This is a genomic window from Acidovorax sp. GW821-FHT10E03 (assembly GCF_059415205.1).
In genome coordinates, this window is the sequence record NZ_JBWKMU010000002.1 from 575858 (window position 1) to 597066 (window position 21209).

The window sequence follows — 21209 nt, forward strand, 5'->3', positions numbered from 1 at the left end:
GACTTGGCAACGATGAAAGGGCGCGTCCGCTGGACCCTGGGCGCCACCGCGGCACTCACCCTCGGCTTCCTGGCGAGCCTGGTGCCCCCCCGCGCCGAGGCCCGCTCCGCCACGCCCCAGGGCGACGAGATTCCCCACACCGTGCAGGCAGGGGACACGCTCGAAGGCCTGGCCAGATCCTATCTGGCCGCCCCCCACCAATGGCCGCTGCTGCAGGCCCGCAACAAGGTGGCCAACCCCCGGCGCCTGCAGCCGGGCTCGGTGGTGTGGATTCCGGTGCACCTGCAGCCTTCGGAGCCGGCCACCGTGGAGTTCGTGCACGGCATGGCCACCGGGCAGGCGCGCGCGGATGCCGCGCCGGAGCCCCTTGTGAAGGGCGGCCGGCTCGATGAAGGCGCCGTGGTGCAGGTCGGCCCCGATGCCTTCGTGGCCGTCAAGCTCGCGGATGGCACGGTGGTGCGGGTCCAGGCCCATTCCGAGCTGCAACTGCGGCAGCTGCGCCGGCGAGGGCGCGCGGGCAGCCTGCAATCGGTGCTGGAGATGCGCAGCGGCGCGGTGGAGTCCTCGGTGCCACCCAGCGCCGAGGCGTTTCGCCGCTTCGAGCTGCGCACGCCGCTGGCCGTGACCAGCGTGCGCGGCACCCATTTCAGCGTGGCGATGGGCGACGCCGGCCAGACCACCGCCTCGGTGCAAAGCGGCTCCGTGGCGGTGCAGCCGCGCCCGGACGGGGCCACCGCCGCCCCCGCGCCCACCGGCGCCATGCTCGCGCCGGGCCAGGGCCTGGCCGTGGCGGCCGATGGCACCGTCGGCGCCCCCCGGCCCCTGCTGGCGGCGCCCGACACGTCGGGCGTGCCGGCCACGCTGGGGGATGCGGGCCTGCTGGCCATCGACGTGCCCGCGCTGCCCGGCGCGGTCCGCTACGAGGCCCAGGTGGCCCGGGACCCGGATTTCACCCAGGTGCTGCGCCACGGCCGCTTCGCGGACGGCCAGCTGCGCTGGAAAGCCCTGGAAGACGGCAAGTACTACCTGTCCGTGCGCGCACTGGACGATGCGGGCATCTCGGGGCTGCCCGCCGTGCTGCCCTTCACGATCAAGACGCGCCCCGTGGCGCCGCTGTACCAGCAGCCCGCTCCCGGCGCCGTGGTGGTCAGCGGCACGGGCGAGCTGCTGTGCACCCACGTGCCCGGCGCGCGCTGGTACCGCGTGCAGGTGGCCGGCAGCGCCCAGTTCGCCCAGCCGCTGCTCGATGCGCAGCGCCTGGGCGAGTGCCGCCTGCCCCTGGGTGCCCTGCCCGCGGGCAGCTACTTCTGGCGCGTGGCCAGCCTGCTGGAACTGCCCGATGGCCAGGCCGACCAGGGGCCGTTTGCACCGCCCCAGCCCTTCATGGTGGCGGACCGCCCCGCCACCCTGTCCCTGCAGTCGGTGCAGGCACAGGAAGGCGACACCGACGTGCGCCTGCACTGGCCTGCGCTGCCCGGCCAGCGATTCCGCCTGCAGCTGGCCGGTGCCGGCGACCTCGCATTCGACAAGCTCGTGCTCGACACCCTGCTCGATGCTCCCGAATGGCGGGCCGGCAACCTGCCCGCGGGCAGCTACCTGGTGCGCATCCAGGTGCAGGATTCCACGGGCCTGCAAAGCGACTTCTCGCCGCCACGCCAGATCCGGGTGGGTTCAGGGGTCAGCACGGGCACCGGCCTGCCGGTCTCCACATCGAACGGCCAGCCCGTGGGGCGGCCTTGAGAGCCCGCCCGCGCCCCAGCCCGGCACCGCGCCCGCAGCCCAGGGCACGGAGAGGCTGAGCCGATGCGGACCGCCGGACGGACCCGGGGCCAGCAGCGGCGCCTGGAATGGAGCCTCCTGTCCATCGCCCTGCTGGGGCTGGTGGCGTGGCTCAGCACCGCCGACAGCCTGAGCCGGGTGAACCACCTGGTGCAGGACGCCGGCCTGCGCCTGATCTCCCGCCCCGCGCACCCCGACATCGTGATCGTGGCCATCGACGATCCCAGCATCGCGGCGATCGGCCGCTGGCCCTGGCGGCGGGCGCTGCACGCGGAACTGATCGCACGGGTGTCGGCCCAGCAGCCCCGCGCCATCGGCATGGACGTGCTCTTCAACGAGGAGGACCTGGACTACCCCGGCGACGACGTGCTGCTGGCCGACGCCATGCAGCGCAGCGGGCGCGTGGTGCTGCCGGTGCTGCGGCGCGGCCATGGCCCGGCCGCCGACACGGCCGACCTGCCCTGGCCCGCGTTCGCGGATGCCGCGGCCCGCCTGGGCCACGTGCACGTGGTGCCGGACAACGACGGCGTGGTGCGCAGCCTGTACCTGCAGGAGGGGCCGGCCGCGGCGCCCTGGCCCCACTTCAGCATGGCGCTGCAGTGCGTGGCGGACCCCGCCCTGGCGCACTGCGCCGCCCCGCGCGCCGGGCCGGGGAACGCCGAGCCCGCGCGCATGGCGGCCCCCGGCCCATGGCAGCGCGCCGACCGCACCCTGATTGCCTACGCTGGCGGACCGGGCCACTTCACCACCTACTCGTACATCGCCGTCTTGCGCGGCCAGGTCCCCGCGGATGCGTTTCGCGGCAAGTACGTGCTCGTGGGCGCGGCCGCCGCCGGCCTGGGCGACATGTTTGCCACCCCCATGAGCCAGCAGTCGCGGCTCATGCCCGGCGTGGAGGTGGTGGCCCAGGTGCTGGACGGCCGCCTCTCGGGCGTGCGGATCCAGCCAGCCGCCCCCGCCCTCAACACCTTGTTCAACCTGGCCCCGGTGGCGGGCGCGCTGCTGGCCCTGCTGCTGGTGGGGCCGTTCATCGCGCTGCTCACCAGCGCGGGGCTGGGGGTGGCCACCCTGCTGCTGAGCGTGGCCCTGCCCTGGTGGGTGGGCCTGCAGTTCGCGCCCGCCGCGGCACTGACCGGGCTCGTGCTGGCCTACCCCCTGTGGAGCTGGCGCCGCCTGAGCGCGGCCGCCCACTTCCTGCGGCTGGAAATGGAGCGCCTGCAGCGCGACGGCCTGTCGATGCGGCTGCAGCCCCGCACGGGCGATTCGGGCGATTTCCTGGAAAAACGCATCAACGCCGTGGAGCGCGCATCCCGCCAGCTGCGCGACCTGCACCACTTCGTGAGCGAGAGCCTGCAGCAGCTGCCCTCGCCCACCATCGTCTGCGACCCCCAGGGGCGGATCCTGCTCACCAACGTGGCAGCGCGCCGCCATGTGGGCGGAGACCCGCTGGTGCCGCTGCAGGGGCAGTCCGTGGTCGACCTGCTTCACGACCTGGTGCAGACCGGCACCGGGCAGCCGCTCATCACGCAGGACAAGCTGCTCAACCAGTGCATGCCCGAACAAAGCGAAGGCAGCGACGCCCAGGGCCGCAGCCTGCTGGTGCAGTGCAGGCCCTTCACCGACCTGGCCAAGGCGGGCTGGTTGATGACGCTGGTGGACCTCACCGAGATGCGGCGCGCACAGCTGCAGCGCGACCAGGCGATGAATTTCATCTCGCACGACATCCGCACCCCCAATGCCTCCATCCTGACGCTGCTGGAAATGCAGCGTGCCTACCCCGGCCGCATGCCGGGCGACGAGCTGATGCTGCGCATCGAGCGCTATGCGCGCGCATCCCTGGGCATGGCGGAAAACTTCGTGAAGCTGGCCAGCGCCGAGACGCAGGAATACCGGATGGCCCCCCTGGACCTGGTGGCGGCGCTGGCCGAAACGGTCGACGACATCTGGGCCCTGGCCCGCGACCGTGGCGTGGAGGTCACCATCGCCGCCGCGCCGGAGACCGCCCCCGCCGTGGGCGACCGCGCCATGCTGTGCCGCGCGCTGGCCAACGTTCTGCACAACGCCGTCAAGTTCAGCCCCGAAGAAGGCGTGGTGCAGTGCTCCATCGTGCAGCGGGGCCGCCATTGGGTCGTGTCGGTGCGCGACGAAGGCCCCGGCATCGCCCCGGAACTGCAGGGCCAGCTGTTCGCGCCGTTTCGCCGGCTGCATGACCGCAGCCACCCCGCCATCGGAGGCGTGGGGCTCGGGCTGGCGCTGGTGCACACGGTGATCCAGCGCCACGGGGGGACACTGGAAGTGGACAGCGATGCGGGGCGCGGGGCGGAGTTCAGGCTGGTGCTGCCGCTGCGGGCATGATGACCGATGCAGGCCGGCAACCCGGAGGTTGCCAGGCTCCAGTTTGCTACACATTCAATAGCACATTGCGCTTATGCATCAAGCGCCATCGGCACTTTTTGCTCCTGCTTGCCAGCCTCTTCCCCGGTGCATCCGCCACCTGCCAGTTTCTGGGCTGGGCACGCCGCGCCGCGCATGCGGGGCCGCGGGAGGGGCTTTCTTCAGCCCGTGGCCCCGGCATCCTGCGGTGTCGGCGCCTGGGGCAGAGAAAAGCTGAAGGTGGCGCCCGCGTTCAATGCGCCGAGAGCCCACACGCGCCCCCCATGCCGCACCACGATCCGCTGCACAAAAGCCAGGCCCACCCCCGTGCCAGGGAACTCCTCGGCGGTGTGCAGCCGCTGGAACAGTTCAAACAGCCGGTCCACCCTGGCCATGTCGAACCCGATGCCCTGGTCGGCCACCTGGTAGACACATTCACCGCCGTCCCCGCTGCCGGAAATCTGGATGTGCGCGCCCTGCGGGCCGCTGTACTTGACCGCGTTGGAGATCAGGTTCACCCACACCTGCCGGAGCAGGGCCCGGTCGCCCCAGCCTTCCGGCAGCGGCGCCACCGCGAACGCGGCATCGCGCCCCGGTCCGGTGTGCCGCACGTCCGCGATGACCTGCTCGACCAGGGCATTCATGTCGACGCGGGCAGGGTGCATGGGCTGGCGCCCCAGGCGCGCGAAATCCAGCAGGTCGCGGATCAACTGCCCCATCTTTCGCGCGCTGTCGTCGATCACCTTGAGCATCCGCCGCGTTTCCGCATCCTGGTGGCTGTCGGAACGCTCGAGCAGCATGCCCGCGAACCCCTGAATCACGCGGACGGGCGCCTGCAGATCGTGCGATATGGAATAGGAGAAGGCGTCCAGCTCCCGGTTTTTCTCCACCAGTTCCGCCGCCTGGGTCTGGATCTGCCGCCGCTTTTCTCGCTCCGCCTGGTAGGCCGCCGCCAGCCTTGCGTGGAGCATCGTGTTCTCGACCAGAAGCACCGCCAGCAGCGCCGTGGAGGCCATCAGCCCGTACAGGCGTCCGGCGTAGAAACCCAGGTCGAAGCGTCCGCCGTTGAGCACGGCGGAGAGCGCGATGTCAAACAGCCACGCGCACATGGTGACCACGAGCAAGAGGTCCAGCACCACCAGCGGCCTGCGCCGCAGGAGCAGCAGCAGCGCGACCACGCTGACGCCCCAGACGGTGGTGACGACGGCCAGCATGGTCGGCGTGTACCGGCTGCCCTGCATGATCGGCGGCAGCAGCGACTGCCCCACGGTCGCCAGCGCAGTGAGGGCTGCCACGGCCGCCAGCACGGCGGCCACGCTGATCGCGGTGGAAAAAAGAAAACCCGCTTGCGCGGGCGCGGCTTCGGGCTGACTGGCCGCCGCTGGCTTGCTCAGCGCGTACCCAATCACCGCCGCCGGGAACCCGGCGTGCCAGAACATGTACAGCCAGGCAGTGCTCTGCGGCCCCGCGCCCAGCCAGCCGCCCTCGGCGACCAGGCCCGGAAACGTGAGCGCGTGCGCGACCGCCACCAGGGCCGTGAACAGGTACCCGCAGGCCAGAACGCGCAGGCCCGCATGCCCCAGGATGCGGTACTGGCCCCACAGCATGACCGCGGTGATCAGATCGCTCAGCACCAGGGCGGATTGATAGGCGGGGATGAACGCGCCCATCTTTGGCAGGGGCAGCTTGGCGAAGGGCATGGCCGCCAGAAACAGCATGGCCGACACGACAACGGCGCCCAGGGCCCAGCGCCGTCCCACGGGGCCCGCGGGTGCCATTGCCAAGAAAATCGGTCGCTCTGGAGTGGTTGCCTCGGTGCCCATGGTGGTTTTTGCACACGTCGAATGCCGCAGAAACGCCAGGAAAATCCCTGCCCGGCGGCGCGGCGCCCCATGCCCGGACAAGGTCCATCATGGCCCAAGGCGCCCAGAGTGCAAAGAAAAAGCGCTCTGTACGGACCCGGGGTTCCGCGCAAGGCCATGCACCGCGCGGGCACGCGCCCGGCGGCGGGCCCGCACAGTTGCTTTTGCGCCCGCTGGGCGGCCTGCAGGGCCATTGCGGTTGACGCGCATCCACGCCAGCAGCAAAATTCGCACACCACAGTTTCAATTTTTTACAAATACGCACCTGCTTGTGACCTGGGCCGCGCCCCACCCGCCTGCCCCCGACTACAGCCCACAAGGCGAGTTTCCCGATGACGCGCAACCTCCAGACAAGCCCTGCGGCCCTGCCCACGCTCGAACCGCAGCGCGCGGCCAGCCCCGCCAGCACATCGTCGCCAGCCCCAGCAGCCACGAAGTGGGCACGGCCGTACCTGTCGGTGCGGTGGAAATTTGCGTTCGCATTGTTCGCCGGGGTGGTGTGGATGGCTTTTTCCATCTATGCCGCGGATGCCTGGGTGCACGATCTGGCGCGGGTCATCAGCCCGTGGGCGGCCTACCCGGTGATCTACGGCATCGCGGTGGTGCCGGGCTTCATGAACGCATTCCTGGTGGTCAGCCTGCTGCTGGACCGGCGCCCCGCGGCAAGACACTCCAGCGCGCGCCTGCCGGGAATCACCATCCTCGTGGCGGCCTACAACGAGGAGGAAAGCATCGTCTCCACGATCGAGAGCATCGCGCGCCAGGAGTACGAGGGGCCGTTGCAGGTCGTGGTGATCAATGATGGCTCGAAGGATTCCACCGCCGAAAAGCTCGCGGGCCTGAACTATCCGTGGCTGCAGGTGCTCAACCTTGAACACAACGTGGGCAAGGCCAACGCGCTCAACGCCGGCCTGGCCCTGGTCCGCCACCACCTGACCATCACCGTCGACGGGGACTCCTACCTTCACCACAGCGCGCTGCACAACCTGGTGCGCCGCTACATGAGCGATCCGCCCAACACCCGTGCCGTGGCAGGCGCGGTACTCGTGCGCAATTCCCGCAAGAACATGGTCACAGCCATTCAGGAATGGGACTATTTCCATGGCATTGCCGCCATCAAGCGCCTGCAGAGCCTGTACCAGGGCACCCTCGTGGCCCAAGGCGCGTTTTCCGTGTACGACACGGCCATCCTTCGCGAACTCGGCGGATGGGCCCATACGGTGGGTGAAGACATCGTGCTCACATGGGCGATCCTGGAGCGCGGACATCGCGTCGGCTTCGCGGAGAACGCCTGCCTTTTCACGAACGCACCCGATACCTGGCTGCAGTTCATCCGCCAGCGCCAGCGCTGGTCGCGAGGGCTCATCGAAGCCTTCAAATCGCACTGGCGCCTGCTGTTCAAGCCGCGCATGACCACCTTGTTCATCTGGTGGAACCTGCTGTTCCCCTACATGGATCTGGTCTATACGTTCGCCTTCGTTCCAGGCCTCGTGCTGGCGCTGTTTGGCGTGTACTGGATCGCGGGGCCCATGACGCTGCTGGTGCTGCCGCTCGCTATGATCGTCAACTACCTCATGTTCACCGTCCAGGCCAAGATGTTCACCGAACAGGGGCTCAAGGTCCGCCGCAACGTGCTGGGGTTTATCTTCTACGCCTTGTTTTACAGCGTGGTGCTGCAGCCCGCATGCGTGCTGGGCTACATCAAGGAACTGGTCAGCCGGTCAAAGAATTGGGGTACGAAATGAAGGGGCGTTTCATTGGCGCGCTGGCGGTGCTCTGTGCCTGCGGCGTGCAGGCACAGTCGGTTTCGGGCTCGTTCTTCGCCAGCCGCGATTCAGACGACTTCCATGAAAGCAGGCAGACGCTGGGCTATGCGAATGCCGCTGGCTGGGGCCTGCGCGCCGGAGCCCTGCGCTACACGGCGCCGGGTTGGGCGGCCAGCGGCAGCCTCGCGGCAGGCACCTACAAGCAAACCAGCAAGGAACGCACCATCGACGCCAGTCTGGGCGCCGCCCGCGTGGCGGGCACCAGCTACCTCGTGGGGGGGCTCGACTACATGGAGCGGCTGACCCCTTCCACGGCGCTGGGAGTGAGCGTGGAAAGAGACCTGGTGAACTCCATCCGAGGCATCGAGAACGGCACGCATTTCACAGCCCTGGCACTGGTTCTCGACCACGCCTTCACCGAGCGATTCAACGTCGGGGTGGCGGCAGGCACGGCGCTGTTCTCCAACGACAACAACCGCCCGATACTGCGCACCCGCTGGAACTACTCGCTGGACGAACGCTATGGGCTCAATGCCTACATAAAAACGCGCAGCTACCACAACACCAACGCCTACCGGCCAGAGTACTTCTCCCCAGAGCGGCTGCATGAGGCATCGGCGGGCCTGTCGTCGCGGTTCGAGGTGGCGCAGGTGGTGGTGCTGAGCGCCAGCATCGATGCCGGCCAGCAGCGCGTCGATGGCGCGTCGGAGCCGATATGGCGGGGCGCCATCGGCCTCGCATCACGGCGCAGCAGCCCGGTCCAGTGGTTTGTCGGCATCGAGGCCAGCAACACGGCGCCCTTGTTCTCCGGCCAGGCCGGGTCATACCGGTACACCAGCGCTTCCGGGCGGGTGAGCCTGCCCTTCTGATCACCGATGAGGCCGGGCACATGCGAGACTCACTGGCCGTGGGGGCGATGCAACTGCAATCGCAGGCGTGTCGCCACAGGTACGCAGGCAGCGTGGATGCGCTGTGTCAAATGAAACGCTTCTTGGACTGTACGGGATCAAAACCATGATGCTCTTTCGCCGCCGCATCGCAGCTCTCCTCGTTCTGGCCGCCGGAGCTTTTCTGTCCTCGGCCTACGCTCAGGATCTGACTGTCTCGAAGAGCCATGCCGGGAGCTTCTTGCAAGGCCAGGTGGGGGCCACCTATACCGTGTCGGTGTCCAATACCGGGGGTGCGCCCAGTGCGGGTGCAGTCACCGTCTCGGACACGGTGCCTGCCGGACTCACTCCCACAGCGGCAGCGGGTGCTGGCTGGGTCTGCAGCATCGTGGCCCAATCTGTCTCATGCACCCGCAGCGATCCGCTCGCCGCTGGCGCAAGCTATCCACCGATCACCTTGACCGTGAATGTGTCGCCGGCAGCGCCCCCGTCCCTGACGAACACCGTGACGGTTGCAGGGGGCGGGGATATCAACTCCTCGAACAATTCCGCATTGGATGTGACAACCATCGGGGCGGGCCCCGATCTTGTGCTCACCAAAGGCCATACAGGCAATTTCACGCAAGGCCAGATTGGCGCCGCATATACATTGACGGTATCCAATACTGGCGGCTCGCCCACCTCAGGCCTCGTGACGCTGACCGATACTGTGCCTGCAGGATTGACACCGACTACCGCTTCAGGAACCGGCTGGACTTGCAACATTGCGGGCCAAACTGCCACATGCACTCGGTCAGATCCCTTGGCATCAGGCGCGAGTTATCCCGTCGTCACCTTGACCGTGAATGTCGCGGCCAATGCGCCAGCGAGCGTGACCAACACTGCTACGGTGACAGGAGGCAGCGATGTGAATGCAGCCAACAACACGGCTACCGATCCTGCGACAGTCATTCCGTTGCTACCGGATCTGACCGTGGCCATGCCGGCCAATGGCCCGTTCAGCCAGGGGCAGACAGGCGCCACCTACACGATCACTGCATCCAATGGCGGAGTGGGCCCGACGAGCGGCGCAGTCACCGTGACCGATGTCCTTCCTCCTGGGCTGAGTGCAACAGCCTTGGCGGGCGCTGGCTGGGCCTGCACGCTCGCGACGCTGACCTGCACCCGAAGCGATCCGCTGAGTGCGGGCGCGAGCTATCCCTCCATCACATTGACTGTGGATATCGCGGCCAATGCACCCGCTTCGGTCACCAATGGCGCCCAGGTTTCTGGTGGTGGGGAGACGAATACCGCCAACAACCTTGCCACAGTGGTGACGGCTGTTGCTGTTGTACCCGTGTCGCCAGCCTCCATCCCCACCCTAACCGAGTGGGCCTTGGTTGGCCTGTCCGCACTGCTGGCCATGTTTGGGCTAGCGAGGATGCGGCGCCGCACTGCCTGATAGCCGCTTCGCTCCAGCACCTACCCAGCAGCCTACCCATCGCTCCAGAGTTCAGAGGCTCCCGTCTGGCCGTGGGCCGCACGCTGGTGGCGGTGCTGGAAAACTACCAGCAGGCGGACGGCAGCGCAACGGTGCCCGAGGTACCGCCCCCCTGGGTAGCACTGCCGCGCGAAGGCCCTGAAAACCTTGCTATAATCGCAGGCTTCGACACACAGGAGAGGTGGCAGAGTGGTCGAATGTACCTGACTCGAAATCAGGCGTAGTGGCAACACTACCGTGGGTTCGAATCCCACCCTCTCCGCCACTGATAAGGCCCTGATGCTATTTAATCAATAGCGCAGGGCCTTTTTCTTTTGGTTTGCCGGCACCCCCTGGGCAGCCAGGCAGCCTTTGGGGCATGCAGGACCCGCGCCCTGGGCACCCGATCCGCTGCGATCAAGTCGCGGGCTGAGGCGGGCCAGACTGCAGCTCCCCCACCACAACGCACCGCAGCCGCACTGACATCGTTGCGCCAGGCCGCAGGCACCCGTCAGGACGCCAGCCCTGGCGAACATTCCTCCCCAGGCCCCCGCCGCCGCACCAGGTGCCGAGGGCCCAGCTCTCCGCAGCTGGTGGCGCCCAGCATGGCAAGGTTGCGGTCCACCTCGTCGCGCAGCAGGGTGATCGCGTGGTGCACTCCCGCCTCGCCGGCAACGGCGGCTGCATAGTTGAACGGGCGCCCCACCAGGACCATGCGCGCGCCCAGCGCGATGGCCTTGAGCACGTCGGAGCCGCGCCGGAAGCCGCCGTCGATGAGCACGGGGTAAGCGGGCCCCACGGCGGCCACCACCGCTTCCAGCACGCGCATGGGCGATGCGGCGCCATCGAGCTGGCGGCCGCCATGGTTGGACAGCACCACGGCGTCGGCCCCGATGCGCTGCGCCTGCAGGGCATCCTCCACGCTCAGCAGGCCCTTCACGACCAGCGGGCCCTTCCAGCGGCGGCGGATGGCTTCGAGGTGCTGCCAGCCGAGGTGGTCGCGCGCCGAGAAATCGCGCAGCACCGTGGACGAGACGATGGGAGCGCCGCGCGTGGCGAACGAGTTCTCGAAATGCGGCATGCCATGGCGCAGCAGCGTGCGCAGGAAGGTGCCCGCCACCCAGCGCGGCCGCACGAGGCCATCCCAGGCCAGGCGCAGGCTGGGCTTGAGCGGCGTCGAGAAGCCCGTGCGGATGTTGTTCTCGCGGTTCGCCGAGATCGGTATGTCCACCGTGACGACCAGCGTGCGAAAGCCCGCGCGCTCCACCCGGTCGACCAGTGCGTCGATGCGGACCTGGTCGCCGGGCAGGTAGGCCTGGAACCAGGTGCCCGGGCTGTCGCGGGCCACGTCCTCCATCGGGATCAGCGAGGTGCCGCTCATCACCGAAACAATGCCCGCGCGCCGCGCCGCGCGTGCCAGCACGAGGTCGCCCCGGTAAGTGGAAAGCGCGTTGATGCCCATGGGCGCGATGCCGAACGGGCTGCCGTAGCGCTCGCCAAACAGCTCCACCGCCTGCGAGCGCCCCGACACGTCGCGCAGCACGCGCGTGACAAAGGCGTGCTCGCCGAACACGCCACGGTTGTCGCGCAGCGAGGCACTGTCCTCGGCCGCGCCAGCGATGTAGCCGAAGATGGGCCGGGGCAGGCGCCGGCGCGCGGCCTCCTCGAAATCCTGCAGTGACAGCATGCGGCGCAGCACGGCCGGCGCGGGGCGCGCGGGGGGCAAGGGGGCGGGCGCCAGGGCGGCGGGGGCCAGATGGGGGAGGGAGGCCATGGGCACGGGGCTTTCATTGCATTCAGGAATTGCGCCACTGTAGGTTTGCCATTCAATGAATGAAAGCGAAATATTTAGAATGAATTAATTCTCTTTATGCCAACAAGGACCCCGCCATGCCCACTCCGTCGGTCAAGCAGCTCGAGGCTTTCTGGTGGGCGGCCACCTGCGCCAACTTCGCCACCGCCGCCGGCCGCGTGCACCTGTCCGTGTCCTCGCTGTCCAAGCGCATCACGGAACTGGAGGCCGCGCTGGGGCAGCCGCTGTTTGACCGCAGCGGACACCGCGCCGTGCTCACCGAGGCCGGGACGCGGCTGCTGCCCGCCGCGCTGGATGTGCTCAACGCCGTCGCGGCACTGGACCAGGCACTGGATGCGCGCGCAGATCTCGCGGGCCACTGCCGTTTTGGCGTGGGCGACCTCTCGGCCCTCACCTGGCTGCCCGCGTTCGTGGCAGCGGCGCGCCGCGCGCATCCCCGCCTGTCCCTGGAGCCCTGCGTGGACGTGGGTGGCGTGCTCGAGCGCCGCCTGGACGACGGCGAACTCGACTTCGCGGTGATCGCGGGGCGCTCGTCGCGCAGCACGCTGCGCTCGCAGCCCGTGGGGGCTGCGCGCTTCACCTGGGCTGTGGCCGCCGATCTGCCCGGCGCCGGCCGCCTGGGGGCGAAAGCGCTGCTGCAGCAGCATCCGCTGGTCACCCTCCCCCCGGGTGCGGGCACCACGCGGCTGCTCGATGACTGGCTGCTCGCGCACCGCGTTGCGGTGCGCGAGCGCATCCTGTGCAACAGCTGGGGGGCCGTGGCCGGCATGTTGCGCGCGGGGGTGGGCGTGGGCTTTCTGCCCGCGGCCTGGGTCGGCACGCCGGGCTTGCGCGCGCTGGGCGGGCGCACAGCGCTTGCGCCCCTGCAGTACGCGTTCCAGTGGCGGCGCGGCGATGCGCGTGCGTTGATACCCGCGATGCAGCGCCTGGCGCAGGCCCAGGTGGATTTTTCGGTGCCGCCGGCCTACGGCTGGGGGCCCGAGGCCACGGAGCGATCACGCAGGTAGGCCAGCACCGCGCCGAACTCCCCCTGAAACTCGATGCGCCCCGCCCGGCTTTCACGCTGGTAGGCGTACATGGGGTCGTAGTAGTCGCGCAGCAATGCCGCGATCCAGCCACGGTGCTGCGCAACATCGCCATGCGCCTTTTGCCGCGCCAGCGCGTGGAGCATCGTTGCGCGCAGCATCTGGTGGCGGTCGCCGCCCAGGCGCCGGGCCAGCTTGTCCAGGCTTTCCAGCAATCGGGCAGAGAACGATTCAAACCCCGCCGCCGGGCCCTGCGCGGCGCAGAACTCGGCGCACTGCCCGACCACGTAGTCCCGCAGGATGCGCTCGACCCGGGCGTCGAAGGCATCCTCGACATGGACCATCGGCGCCTGTTCCAGGCGCAGGCGCAGCTCCAGCGGCACGGCGCAGCGGCCCACATGCCGACCTTCGTCCTCGACCACGAACAGCCGCTGCCCCGCGGCCCGCTTCTTGAGGATATCGATCGCCAGGCGGTTCTCGAAATCGATCTGGGCCGGCTGGCCGCTGACACGCTGCCCAAAGCTGGACCCCCGGTGGTTGGCGTGCCCTTCCAGATCCAGGCCGTTGGGCAGCTGCGAGATGAGCTCGGTCTTTCCGGTGCCTGTCAGCCCGCCCAGCACGACCAACGGGCATTCGCGCGCCGCCGCCTGGGTGGTCTGCAGCAAAAAGGTACGCAGGGCCTTGTAGCCGCCGGCCACGCGGGGGTAGGCGATCCCGGCATCGGCCTGCAGCCACTGCTGGACGATCTGGGAACGCAAGCCCCCGCGAAAGCAATACAGCACGCCCTGCGGATGGGCCGCCGCGAACTCCGCCCAGGCCTGGGTGCGTGCGCGCCTGATCTCGCCGGACACCAGCGCATGCCCCAGCGCGATGGCCGCCTGCTGGCCCTGGTGCTTGTAGCAGGTGCCCACCTTCTGGCGCTCGCCATCGTCCATCAAGGGCAGGTTGGCCACGCCCGGAAATGCGCCCTGGACGAACTCCACCGGCGCACGCACGTCCATCATGGGCACATCGTTCAGGAAGATGTGCCGGTAGTCGGCCAGGGTGTCCAGCATCAGCGCAGCGTGACAGCGAAGGCCTGCCGGAAAGTGAGATGGCCTATGGGCTCCATCTGCGGCAGCCCGCACTCGGCGGCCACCGCGAGGAATTCACGCTCGCCCTGCGGCGCCACCGCGATCAGCAGGCCTCCGCTGGTCTGCGGATCGCACAGCAGCTGCTTTTGCACTTCGTCCAGCGGACCGATCCTGGCGCCATAGCTGTCGAAGTTCCGCAGGGTACCGCCCGGCACGCAGCCCTCGGCCAGGTAGTGCTCCACGCCACGGATGCGCGGCACGGCGTCGTAGTCGATCACGGCGCTCAGGCCACTGCCCTCGGCCATCTCGACCAGGTGGCCCAGCAGGCCAAAGCCCGTGACATCGGTCATGGCCATGACACCCGGCAATTTGCCAAACCGGCTGCCCGGCTTGTTCAGCGTGCACATCAGGTCGCGCGCGCGGCCCACGTCCTGCGGGCGCAGCCGGGCCTTCTTTTCGGCGGTGGTGAGGATTCCGATGCCCAGCGGCTTGGTGAGGTACAGGCGGCAGCCCGCAGTGGCGGTGTCATTGCGCTTGAGGTGGCGTTTTTCCACCACGCCGGTCACGGCCAGCCCGAAGATGGGCTCCGGCGCATCGATGGAATGCCCGCCGGCCAGCGGGATGCCTGCGGCATCGCAGACCGCACGCCCGCCGCGCACCACGTCGCGCGCCACCTCGGGCGGCAGCACATTCACCGGCCAGCCCAGGATGGCGATGGCCATCAGCGGGTCCGCGCCCATGGCGTAGATGTCGCTGATGGCGTTGGTCGCCGCGATCCGCCCGAAATCGTAGGGGTCGTCCACGATGGGCATGAAGAAGTCGGTGGTGGAGACCACGCCGCGTTCGCCATCCAGCGCATAGACGGCGGCGTCATCGCGGGAGGCATTGCCCACCCACAGCCGCGGGTCCAGGTTCTGGGCCCCGCTGCCCGCAAGGATCACGTCCAGGACCTTGGGGCTGATCTTGCAGCCGCAGCCCGCCCCATGGCTGTACTGCGTGAGGCGGATGGGGGGGCTGGCCATGGTGTTGTCAGAGGAAGTCATGCTGGATTCTCCCCCGGCGCGCCGTCCCCATGGCCCGCCCCATCAGGCGGCGGGTGCGAGCACCGCCACGCCGCCCATGTACGGGCGCAGCACCTCTGGCACCTCCACGGAACCGTCGGCGCGCTGGTAGTTCTCGAGCACGGCCACCAGCGTGCGGCCCACGGCCAGGCCGGAGCCATTGAGGGTGTGCAGCAACTCGTTCTTGCCCTGTGCGTTCTTGAAGCGGGCCTGCAGGCGGCGGGCCTGGAAGGCCTCGCAGTTGCTCACCGAGCTGATCTCGCGGTAGGTGTTCTGCGCGGGCAGCCACACTTCCAGGTCATAGGTCTTGGCGGCGCCAAAGCCCATGTCACCCGTGCACAGGCTCATCACGCGGTAGGGCAAGCCGAGCTTTTGCAGCACGGTTTCGGCGTGGCGCGTCATTTCTTCCAGCGCTTCGTAGCTCTTGTCGGGATGCACGATCTGCACCATCTCGACCTTGTCGAACTGGTGCTGGCGGATCATGCCGCGCGTGTCGCGGCCGTAGCTGCCCGCTTCCGAGCGGAAGCATGGCGTGTGGGCCGTGAGCTTGATGGGCAGCTCGGACTCGGCCACGACCACGTCGCGCACGAAGTTGGTCAGCGGCACTTCGCTGGTGGGAATGAGGTACAGCGCCGCGTTGTCGGGCACGGGCTCGCCGTCCTGGCCGCCCTTCTTGGCCGCGAACAAATCGCCCTCGAACTTGGGCAGCTGGCCCGTGCCCTTGAGCGAGTCGGCGTTGACGGCATAGGGCACGTAGCACTCGGTGTAGCCATGCTCCTGGGTCTGCACGTCCAGCATGAACTGGGCCAGGGCCCGGTGCAGGCGGGCGATCTGCCCCTTCATCACCGTGAAGCGCGAGCCCGAGAGCTTGACGCCCATGTCGAAATCCAGGCCCAGCGGCGTGCCCACGTCGACGTGGTCCTTGACCTCGAAGGCGAAGCTGGCGGGCGTGCCCCACTGGCGCACTTCGACATTGCCCGACTCGTCCGGACCCACGGGCACGGATTCGTGCGGCAGGTTGGGCACGGCGACCAGCATGGCAAGCAGCTCGGCCTGGACCTGTTCCAGGCGGGCGGCCGATTGCTCCAGCTCCACCTTGCCTGCGGCCACCTGGGCCTTGACGGCTTCGGCGCCGTCCTTGTCGCCCCGGCTCATGAGCATGCCGACCTGCTTGGACAGCTGGGTGCGCTGGGCCTGCAGCTCTTCGGTGCGGGTCTGCAGCGTCTTGCGCTCGGACTCCAGGGCCTGGAACGCGGAGACGTCCAGGAAAGCCTGGGGCTTTTTGCGTGTTTCCAGGCGCGCGATGGCGGTGTCGAGGTCTTTGCGGAGGAGAAGGATGTCAAGCATGGCTGGATTTTAAAGGGGTGGTCGGCCCCGGCTCAGGCGAGGCTGGCGGGGTCGAAGTTGGCGCCGCAGAGAATGAGGGCCACGGTTTCCTGCGGCTGGGGCCGGTAGGCACCTGTCTGCAGGGCCGCCAGGCCCAGCGCGGCGGCGGGTTCCACGGCCAGCTTCAGCTCTTTCCACAGCCACAGCTGGGCGGCGCGGATGGCGTCATCCGGCAGCAGCAGGGCATCGTGCACATGGCGCTGGCTGACCTCCCAGCCAATGGCGCCGATGCGGCGGGCGCCCAAGGAATCAGCGGCCACGCCACCCACCTCCACATCCACCGGCTGGCCTGCGGCGCGCGCGGCATGCAGGGTGGGCGCGCGCTCGGGTTCCAGCGCGACCACGTGGGCGCGACTCTCCACCCACGCGGCCACACCGCCGATGAGGCCGCCACCGCCCACGCTGACCAGCACCGTGTCGGGCAGGCGGCCGCCCTGCTCTTCCATCTCCAGCGCCAGGGTGCCCGCGCCGGCCACCACTTCGGGCTGGTCGTAGGCGTGGGCCTGCAGGGCGCCCGTGGCCTTCTGGCGGGCCACGCACGCCTCGAAGGCTTCGGAATACGCCGCGCCGGTGACGACCACGTCGGCGCCCAGCGAACGCAGCCGGGCGCGCTTGGCCTCGGGCGAGACTTCGGGCACGAAGACCTCGCAGCGCACGCCCAGGGCCTTGGCGGCGGCGGCCACGGCAATGCCGGCGTTGCCGCCGGAGGCGATGATGACCCCGCTCTCGGGCACGGGGTTGGCCAGCAGGCGGTACAGCATGCCGCGCGCCTTGAAGCTGCCGCCCACCTGCAGGTGCTCCAGCTTGAGCCAGACCTCGCCGCAGTCCACGCCCAGGGATCGGCCCGGCACGCGCATCAGCGGGGTGGTGCGCAGAAAGTCAGGCTGGGCGGTGGAAATGTGGCGGCGGGCTTCGGCGATGGCGGCGCGATCGATCATGCGGGGAGACTCCAGGGGAAATCGGACAAAGGCAGGCAGTGTAGGGTCTGCCCGCCCGCCCCGCGGCAACACACGGATACACGCTGCCCTCCAATGGCGCCGTGCAAGTGCCGATAACATGGACAGGGTCCGCCGCCTTGGGCGGACACGCCAGCAGGAGGCAAGCATGTTCTTTGTGTTCGGCCCATCGGGGCAGATGTACCGGGGAGGGCCGGAAAACCTCTCGCAGATCTCTGCCGTGCGGCGCGTGCAGCGGCCCCAGGCACTGCGCACGCGCGCGCTGGATGTGCCCGCCGAGCCGTTTCAGTCCCCGGCCCCGCTCCACCCCGCGTTCTCGCCGCCCGCCAACCTGCGCCTGCAGGACGCCGTGAGCGCCTATGCGCAGACCGAGCAGGGCCCCCAGCAGGCACGCCAGCCTCTGACCAAGGTCAGCGATGTCATGACCACGGGCGCCCTGAGCGTGGAGCCCGGGGCGCGCGTGAACGATGCCTGGCAGACCCTGGCCGAGCACAAGGTGGCCCAGGCCCCCGTGGTGGACCCGCTGGGGCGGGTGGTCGGCCTGCTGCTGCGGGCCGACATGGCGCCCCTGGACCTGCTGCCCGAGCCGGGCGCCGTGAAACAGGCGATCGAGCTGGCACGCCGCCCCGTCTCCGAGGTCATGGTGAGCCCCGTGCCCACCGTGGCGGCCGACACCGAGCTGCGCCGGGTGGCCGCCGTGCTGCTCGATACGGGCCTGCCGGGCCTGCCAGTGACGGACGATGCGGGGGTGCTGTCCGGCTTCATCTCGCGCACCGACATCCTGCGCGCGGTGGCGGCCGACCCGCCGCTGGACCTGTGGAGCGGGCCTGCGGTCTCGCTGTAGGCACCGCCGTGGGCCCCGGCCACGGCGGGATTGACTAAAAAACGGCCCCAGCGCTTGCCCATCAAGCGCAAACAGCTATCAATTCAGGAGCAACCGCAGCGGCGCGGCGGCCCCTGCGGATGCCGCGGCCCGCGCATGCCGGGCTAGTGCCTGGCGGGCCCGGTCTCCGGCGTGCGCTCGGTGAGGGCCAGGCCCGTGGCGCCATCGATCTTGAGCCCCTTGGGCAGCGGAAACTTGATGGTTTCCTCGATGCCCGCCATGGTGCGCACCGACACGGCCCCCAGCGCCTTGATGCGGTCGATGACCTGCTGGACCAGGATCTCCGGGGCCGAGGCGCCGGCGGTGAGGCCCACGCGCGCCACGCCCGCGAACCAGCCCGGCTGCAGTTCGTCGGCGCTGTCCACCATGTAGGCCGGCGTGCCCAGCCGCGCCGCCAGCTCGCGCAGGCGGTTGCTGTTGGAGCTGGTGGGGCTGCCCACCACGATCACCACGTCCACCTGCGGGCTGAGCACCTTGACGGCGTCCTGCCGGTTCTGCGTGGCGTAGCAGATGTCCTGCTGCTTGGGCTCGCGCACGCTGGGGAAGCGCGCGCGCACGGCGGCCGAGATTTCAGCGGCGTCGTCCACGCTCAGCGTGGTCTGCGTGACCACGGCGAGCTTGCCGGTCTGCGCGGGCTGCACGCGGGCCACGTCGGCCACGTCTTCCACCAGGTGGATGCCGTGGTCGAGCTGGCCCATCGTGCCCTCCACCTCGGGGTGGCCCTTGTGGCCGATCATGATGAACTCGTAGCCTTCCCTGGCGAGCTTGGCCACTTCCACGTGCACCTTGGTCACCAGCGGGCAGGTGGCGTCAAAAATGCTGAAGCCGCGCGCCACCGCCTCCTGCTGCACGGCCTTGCTCACGCCATGGGCGCTGAAGACCAGGGTGGCGCCCGGGGGCACATCCGACAGCTCCTCGATGAAGATCGCGCCCTTGGCCTTGAGGTCATTCACCACGTAGGTGTTGTGCACGATCTCGTGGCGCACGTAGATCGGCGCGCCGAACTTCTGGATGGCGCGCTCGACGATCTCGATGGCGCGGTCCACGCCCGCGCAAAAGCCGCGCGGCTCGGCCAGCAGGACCTCGACGTCCCCGCCCTCGCCCGCGTGTGGCGCGCCGGGCAGCGGCCCGGCATCGCTCATGCTGCGGCCAGAAATCTCGCTGCTCATAGCACCCCGATCAGTTGCACTTCGAACGTCACCGGCTGGCCCGCCAGCGGGTGGTTGAAGTCGAACAGCACGGCGCCGTCATCGCGCACCTGCACCACGGCGCCCGCGTAGCTGCCCTGGCCGTCCGGCGTGGGGAACTGCACCACATCGCCCACGCTGTAGCGCTCTGCCGGGTCGCCCAGTTCGTTGAGCAGCTTCCTGGCCACCCACTGCTGCATCTCGGTGTTGCGCTCGCCAAAGGCCTCGCCCGCCGCCAGCTCGAACGTGGCGCGCGTGCCCTCGGGCAGGCCCAGCAGGCGCTGCTCCACGGCGGGCGACAGCTGGCCTGCGCCCAGCGACAGGGTGGCGGGCTTGTCGGAGAAAGTGTTGATCACATCCCCCGCCGGGCCCGCCAGGCGGTAGTGCAGCGTCAGGAAGGAGCCCGGCTGGACGGTGGGAAGGGAGGTGTCGATAGAGGTCATGAAAGTCCAAAGAGCCTGCTGTGCACTTTTCAGTGCCCACGAAAGCCGGGAAAAGGCCCGGCAACTAGGCGCAGAACGCGCCACGGTATCCATTACCGCAAGCGGTCTGCAACAAAGTGGCCGGGCCTTTTCCCGGCTTTCCCTTCGGGTTGGGCTCCCAGGCCAGCGCTCGCGGCGTCGCAGCCCTTGGCAAGGCTCCTGCCTTGGCGGCGGCCCGCGCCTTGCGATCACTGGGCCTGGAAGTCCAACGTGGGTACTTGAAGTGCACAACACGCTCTACACTGGCCCGTATTGTAGAAAACCGGGCAAAGCCCTACGCCCGTCGGCCCCTGACGGGTGTCAAAGACCCAGCGCCATGCCCCTCAAAGACCTGCCCTCCGACGCCCAGCCGCGCGAAAAGCTGCTGGCACGCGGCCCCGCCGCCCTGGCCGATGCCGAGTTGCTGGCCATCCTGCTGCGCACCGGCACCGTGGGCAAGGGCGTGCTGCAGATGGCGCAGGAACTGCTGGACACGCCCGGCGTGGACGCGGCCACGGGGCGCGTCACCGGCGGTTTTGGCGGCATCGCCGGACTGCTGCACACCAGCGCCGCCGACCTCACGCGCATCAAGGGCCTGGGCCCCGCCAAGCGCGCTGAGCTGGTGGCCGTGCTGGAACTGGCGCGCCGCGCCCTGGCCCAGCAACTGCGCGAGCGCGAGACGTTCGACTCGCCCAACGCCGTCAAGCACTATCTGCAACTGCACCTGGCGGCCAAGGGCCACGAGGTGTTCGCGGTGCTCTTCTTCGACAGCCAGAACCGCCTGCTGGCCATGGAGGAGCTGTTTCGCGGCACGCTCACGCAGACCAGCGTGTACCCGCGCGAGGTGGTGCTGCGCGCCCTGCACCACCAGGCCGCCGCCGTGGTGCTGGCCCACAACCACCCCAGCGGCAGCGTGGAGCCCAGCCGCGCCGACGAGGCCCTCACCAAGACGCTGAAGGCCACGCTGGCCCTGGTGGACGTGCGCGTGCTCGACCATGTCATCGTCGCCCCCGGCAAGGCGCTGTCGATGGCGGAACAGGGCTTGCTGTGACGGCGCCCGCGCCGCCCGCCGCGCCCACGGCCCTGCACGCCGCGCTGGCCCGCGCCACGGCCGTGCCGCCCCCGCCCGGCGCACCCGCCCCGCCGCAAGCCGCGCCCCGGTCTCGGTGCTTCTCCACATCTGACGCTGCCGACGACTAATAACCGGTGTAGATCTCGGTGGTCGCCGTATCATTAAA

Annotated in this window: 16 protein-coding genes and 1 tRNA gene; 9 read left to right on the forward strand and 8 right to left on the reverse strand. The window is 69.2% G+C overall.

Going from position 1 to position 21209, the window contains the following annotated elements; all coding sequences use genetic code 11:
- The first annotated feature begins 12 nt into the window (after positions 1-12).
- Together AC07OD_RS05785 and AC07OD_RS05790 are read left to right on the forward strand one after the other, a co-directional pair.
- Complete coding sequence (locus tag AC07OD_RS05785) at positions 13-1740, forward strand: FecR family protein (protein ID WP_494595604.1); 1728 nt, start codon at positions 13-15, stop codon at positions 1738-1740.
- Between the two features lie 63 nt (positions 1741-1803).
- Positions 1804-4134 carry a CHASE2 domain-containing protein gene (locus AC07OD_RS05790; protein ID WP_492246539.1) on the forward strand — a complete coding sequence of 777 codons (2331 nt, stop codon included), beginning with the start codon at positions 1804-1806 and terminating at the stop codon, positions 4132-4134.
- Positions 4135-4334: 200 nt separating this feature from the next.
- Here AC07OD_RS05790 and AC07OD_RS05795 read toward each other — a convergent pair whose 3' ends face one another.
- Positions 4335-5930, reverse strand: a complete 1596-nt coding sequence (locus AC07OD_RS05795) for an MASE4 domain-containing protein (protein ID WP_494595606.1) — start codon at positions 5928-5930, stop codon at positions 4335-4337.
- A 416-nt stretch (positions 5931-6346) separates the two neighbouring features.
- Here AC07OD_RS05795 and AC07OD_RS05800 point away from each other — a divergent pair, with 416 nt between their 5' ends.
- The 4 genes from AC07OD_RS05800 (at position 6347) to AC07OD_RS05815 (ending at position 10412) form a co-directional block, all read left to right on the forward strand.
- Positions 6347-7759 carry a glycosyltransferase family 2 protein gene (locus AC07OD_RS05800; RefSeq protein ID WP_218295786.1) on the forward strand — a complete coding sequence of 471 codons (1413 nt, stop codon included), beginning with the start codon at positions 6347-6349 and terminating at the stop codon, positions 7757-7759.
- Positions 7756-8649 (forward strand): hypothetical protein, encoded by an 894-nt coding sequence (locus tag AC07OD_RS05805; RefSeq protein ID WP_218295787.1) that lies wholly within the window; start codon positions 7756-7758, stop codon positions 8647-8649. Before AC07OD_RS05800 ends, AC07OD_RS05805 begins: the two co-directional genes overlap by 4 nt.
- A 145-nt stretch (positions 8650-8794) precedes the next feature.
- Positions 8795-10108 carry an IPTL-CTERM sorting domain-containing protein gene (locus tag AC07OD_RS05810; RefSeq protein ID WP_218295788.1) on the forward strand — a complete coding sequence of 438 codons (1314 nt, stop codon included), beginning with the start codon at positions 8795-8797 and terminating at the stop codon, positions 10106-10108.
- A gap of 214 nt (positions 10109-10322) precedes the next feature.
- Positions 10323-10412, forward strand: a tRNA-Ser gene (locus tag AC07OD_RS05815).
- Positions 10413-10637: 225 nt separating this feature from the next.
- On the opposite strand, the gene AC07OD_RS05820 is transcribed toward AC07OD_RS05815, so the two are convergent.
- Complete coding sequence (locus tag AC07OD_RS05820; protein ID WP_494595576.1) at positions 10638-11900, reverse strand: alpha-hydroxy acid oxidase; 1263 nt, start codon at positions 11898-11900, stop codon at positions 10638-10640.
- A gap of 116 nt (positions 11901-12016) precedes the next feature.
- On the opposite strand from AC07OD_RS05820, the gene AC07OD_RS05825 reads away from it, so the two are divergent.
- On the forward strand, positions 12017-12946 hold the full coding sequence (locus tag AC07OD_RS05825) for a LysR family transcriptional regulator (protein WP_369643140.1): 930 nt from the start codon (positions 12017-12019) through the stop codon (positions 12944-12946).
- Here AC07OD_RS05825 and mnmH read toward each other — a convergent pair.
- The 4 genes from mnmH to AC07OD_RS05845 all read right to left on the reverse strand — a co-directional run bounded on the left by mnmH (position 12904) and on the right by AC07OD_RS05845 (position 17422).
- Positions 12904-14019, reverse strand: coding sequence for a tRNA 2-selenouridine(34) synthase MnmH (gene mnmH / locus AC07OD_RS05830; RefSeq protein WP_494595579.1), 1116 nt, complete (start codon positions 14017-14019; stop codon positions 12904-12906). The genes AC07OD_RS05825 and mnmH overlap by 43 nt on opposite strands.
- Positions 14019-15059 (reverse strand): selenide, water dikinase SelD, encoded by a 1041-nt coding sequence (gene selD / locus AC07OD_RS05835; protein ID WP_494595607.1) that lies wholly within the window; start codon positions 15057-15059, stop codon positions 14019-14021. The genes mnmH and selD overlap by 1 nt, the downstream gene beginning before the upstream one ends.
- Before the next feature lie 63 nt (positions 15060-15122).
- Complete coding sequence (gene serS / locus AC07OD_RS05840; protein ID WP_492808917.1) at positions 15123-16445, reverse strand: serine--tRNA ligase; 1323 nt, start codon at positions 16443-16445, stop codon at positions 15123-15125.
- Between the two features lie 32 nt (positions 16446-16477).
- Complete coding sequence (locus AC07OD_RS05845; protein ID WP_218298103.1) at positions 16478-17422, reverse strand: threonine/serine dehydratase; 945 nt, start codon at positions 17420-17422, stop codon at positions 16478-16480.
- 166 nt (positions 17423-17588) lie between these two features.
- Between AC07OD_RS05845 and AC07OD_RS05850 the strand changes: the two genes are divergently transcribed.
- Positions 17589-18284, forward strand: coding sequence for a CBS domain-containing protein (locus AC07OD_RS05850; protein WP_218298104.1), 696 nt, complete (start codon positions 17589-17591; stop codon positions 18282-18284).
- A 143-nt stretch (positions 18285-18427) separates the two neighbouring features.
- Here the strand turns inward: AC07OD_RS05850 and ispH are convergent, their stop codons facing one another.
- Positions 18428-19465 carry a 4-hydroxy-3-methylbut-2-enyl diphosphate reductase gene (ispH, locus tag AC07OD_RS05855; RefSeq protein ID WP_218298108.1) on the reverse strand — a complete coding sequence of 346 codons (1038 nt, stop codon included), beginning with the start codon at positions 19463-19465 and terminating at the stop codon, positions 18428-18430.
- 23 nt (positions 19466-19488) lie between these two features.
- Complete coding sequence (locus AC07OD_RS05860; protein WP_218298105.1) at positions 19489-19953, reverse strand: FKBP-type peptidyl-prolyl cis-trans isomerase; 465 nt, start codon at positions 19951-19953, stop codon at positions 19489-19491.
- A 355-nt stretch (positions 19954-20308) separates the two neighbouring features.
- Here AC07OD_RS05860 and radC point away from each other — a divergent pair, with 355 nt between their 5' ends.
- Positions 20309-21022, forward strand: coding sequence for a RadC family protein (radC, locus tag AC07OD_RS05865; protein WP_218339950.1), 714 nt, complete (start codon positions 20309-20311; stop codon positions 21020-21022).
- Positions 21023-21209 lie beyond the last annotated feature (187 nt).

Coding starts and splice junctions, on each gene's coding strand:
- AC07OD_RS05785 (WP_494595604.1), top strand. CDS start 13: ATGAAAGGGCGCGTCCGCTGGACCCTGGGCGCCACCGCGGCACTCACC.
- AC07OD_RS05790 (WP_492246539.1), top strand. CDS start 1,804: ATGCGGACCGCCGGACGGACCCGGGGCCAGCAGCGGCGCCTGGAATGG.
- AC07OD_RS05795 (WP_494595606.1), bottom strand. CDS start 5,930: ATGGCACCCGCGGGCCCCGTGGGACGGCGCTGGGCCCTGGGCGCCGTT.
- AC07OD_RS05800 (WP_218295786.1), top strand. CDS start 6,347: ATGACGCGCAACCTCCAGACAAGCCCTGCGGCCCTGCCCACGCTCGAA.
- AC07OD_RS05805 (WP_218295787.1), top strand. CDS start 7,756: ATGAAGGGGCGTTTCATTGGCGCGCTGGCGGTGCTCTGTGCCTGCGGC.
- AC07OD_RS05810 (WP_218295788.1), top strand. CDS start 8,795: ATGATGCTCTTTCGCCGCCGCATCGCAGCTCTCCTCGTTCTGGCCGCC.
- AC07OD_RS05820 (WP_494595576.1), bottom strand. CDS start 11,900: ATGGCCTCCCTCCCCCATCTGGCCCCCGCCGCCCTGGCGCCCGCCCCC.
- AC07OD_RS05825 (WP_369643140.1), top strand. CDS start 12,017: ATGCCCACTCCGTCGGTCAAGCAGCTCGAGGCTTTCTGGTGGGCGGCC.
- mnmH (WP_494595579.1), bottom strand. CDS start 14,019: ATGCTGGACACCCTGGCCGACTACCGGCACATCTTCCTGAACGATGTG.
- selD (WP_494595607.1), bottom strand. CDS start 15,059: ATGGCCAGCCCCCCCATCCGCCTCACGCAGTACAGCCATGGGGCGGGC.
- serS (WP_492808917.1), bottom strand. CDS start 16,445: ATGCTTGACATCCTTCTCCTCCGCAAAGACCTCGACACCGCCATCGCG.
- AC07OD_RS05845 (WP_218298103.1), bottom strand. CDS start 17,422: ATGATCGATCGCGCCGCCATCGCCGAAGCCCGCCGCCACATTTCCACC.
- AC07OD_RS05850 (WP_218298104.1), top strand. CDS start 17,589: ATGTTCTTTGTGTTCGGCCCATCGGGGCAGATGTACCGGGGAGGGCCG.
- ispH (WP_218298108.1), bottom strand. CDS start 19,465: ATGAGCGATGCCGGGCCGCTGCCCGGCGCGCCACACGCGGGCGAGGGC.
- AC07OD_RS05860 (WP_218298105.1), bottom strand. CDS start 19,953: ATGACCTCTATCGACACCTCCCTTCCCACCGTCCAGCCGGGCTCCTTC.
- radC (WP_218339950.1), top strand. CDS start 20,309: ATGCCCCTCAAAGACCTGCCCTCCGACGCCCAGCCGCGCGAAAAGCTG.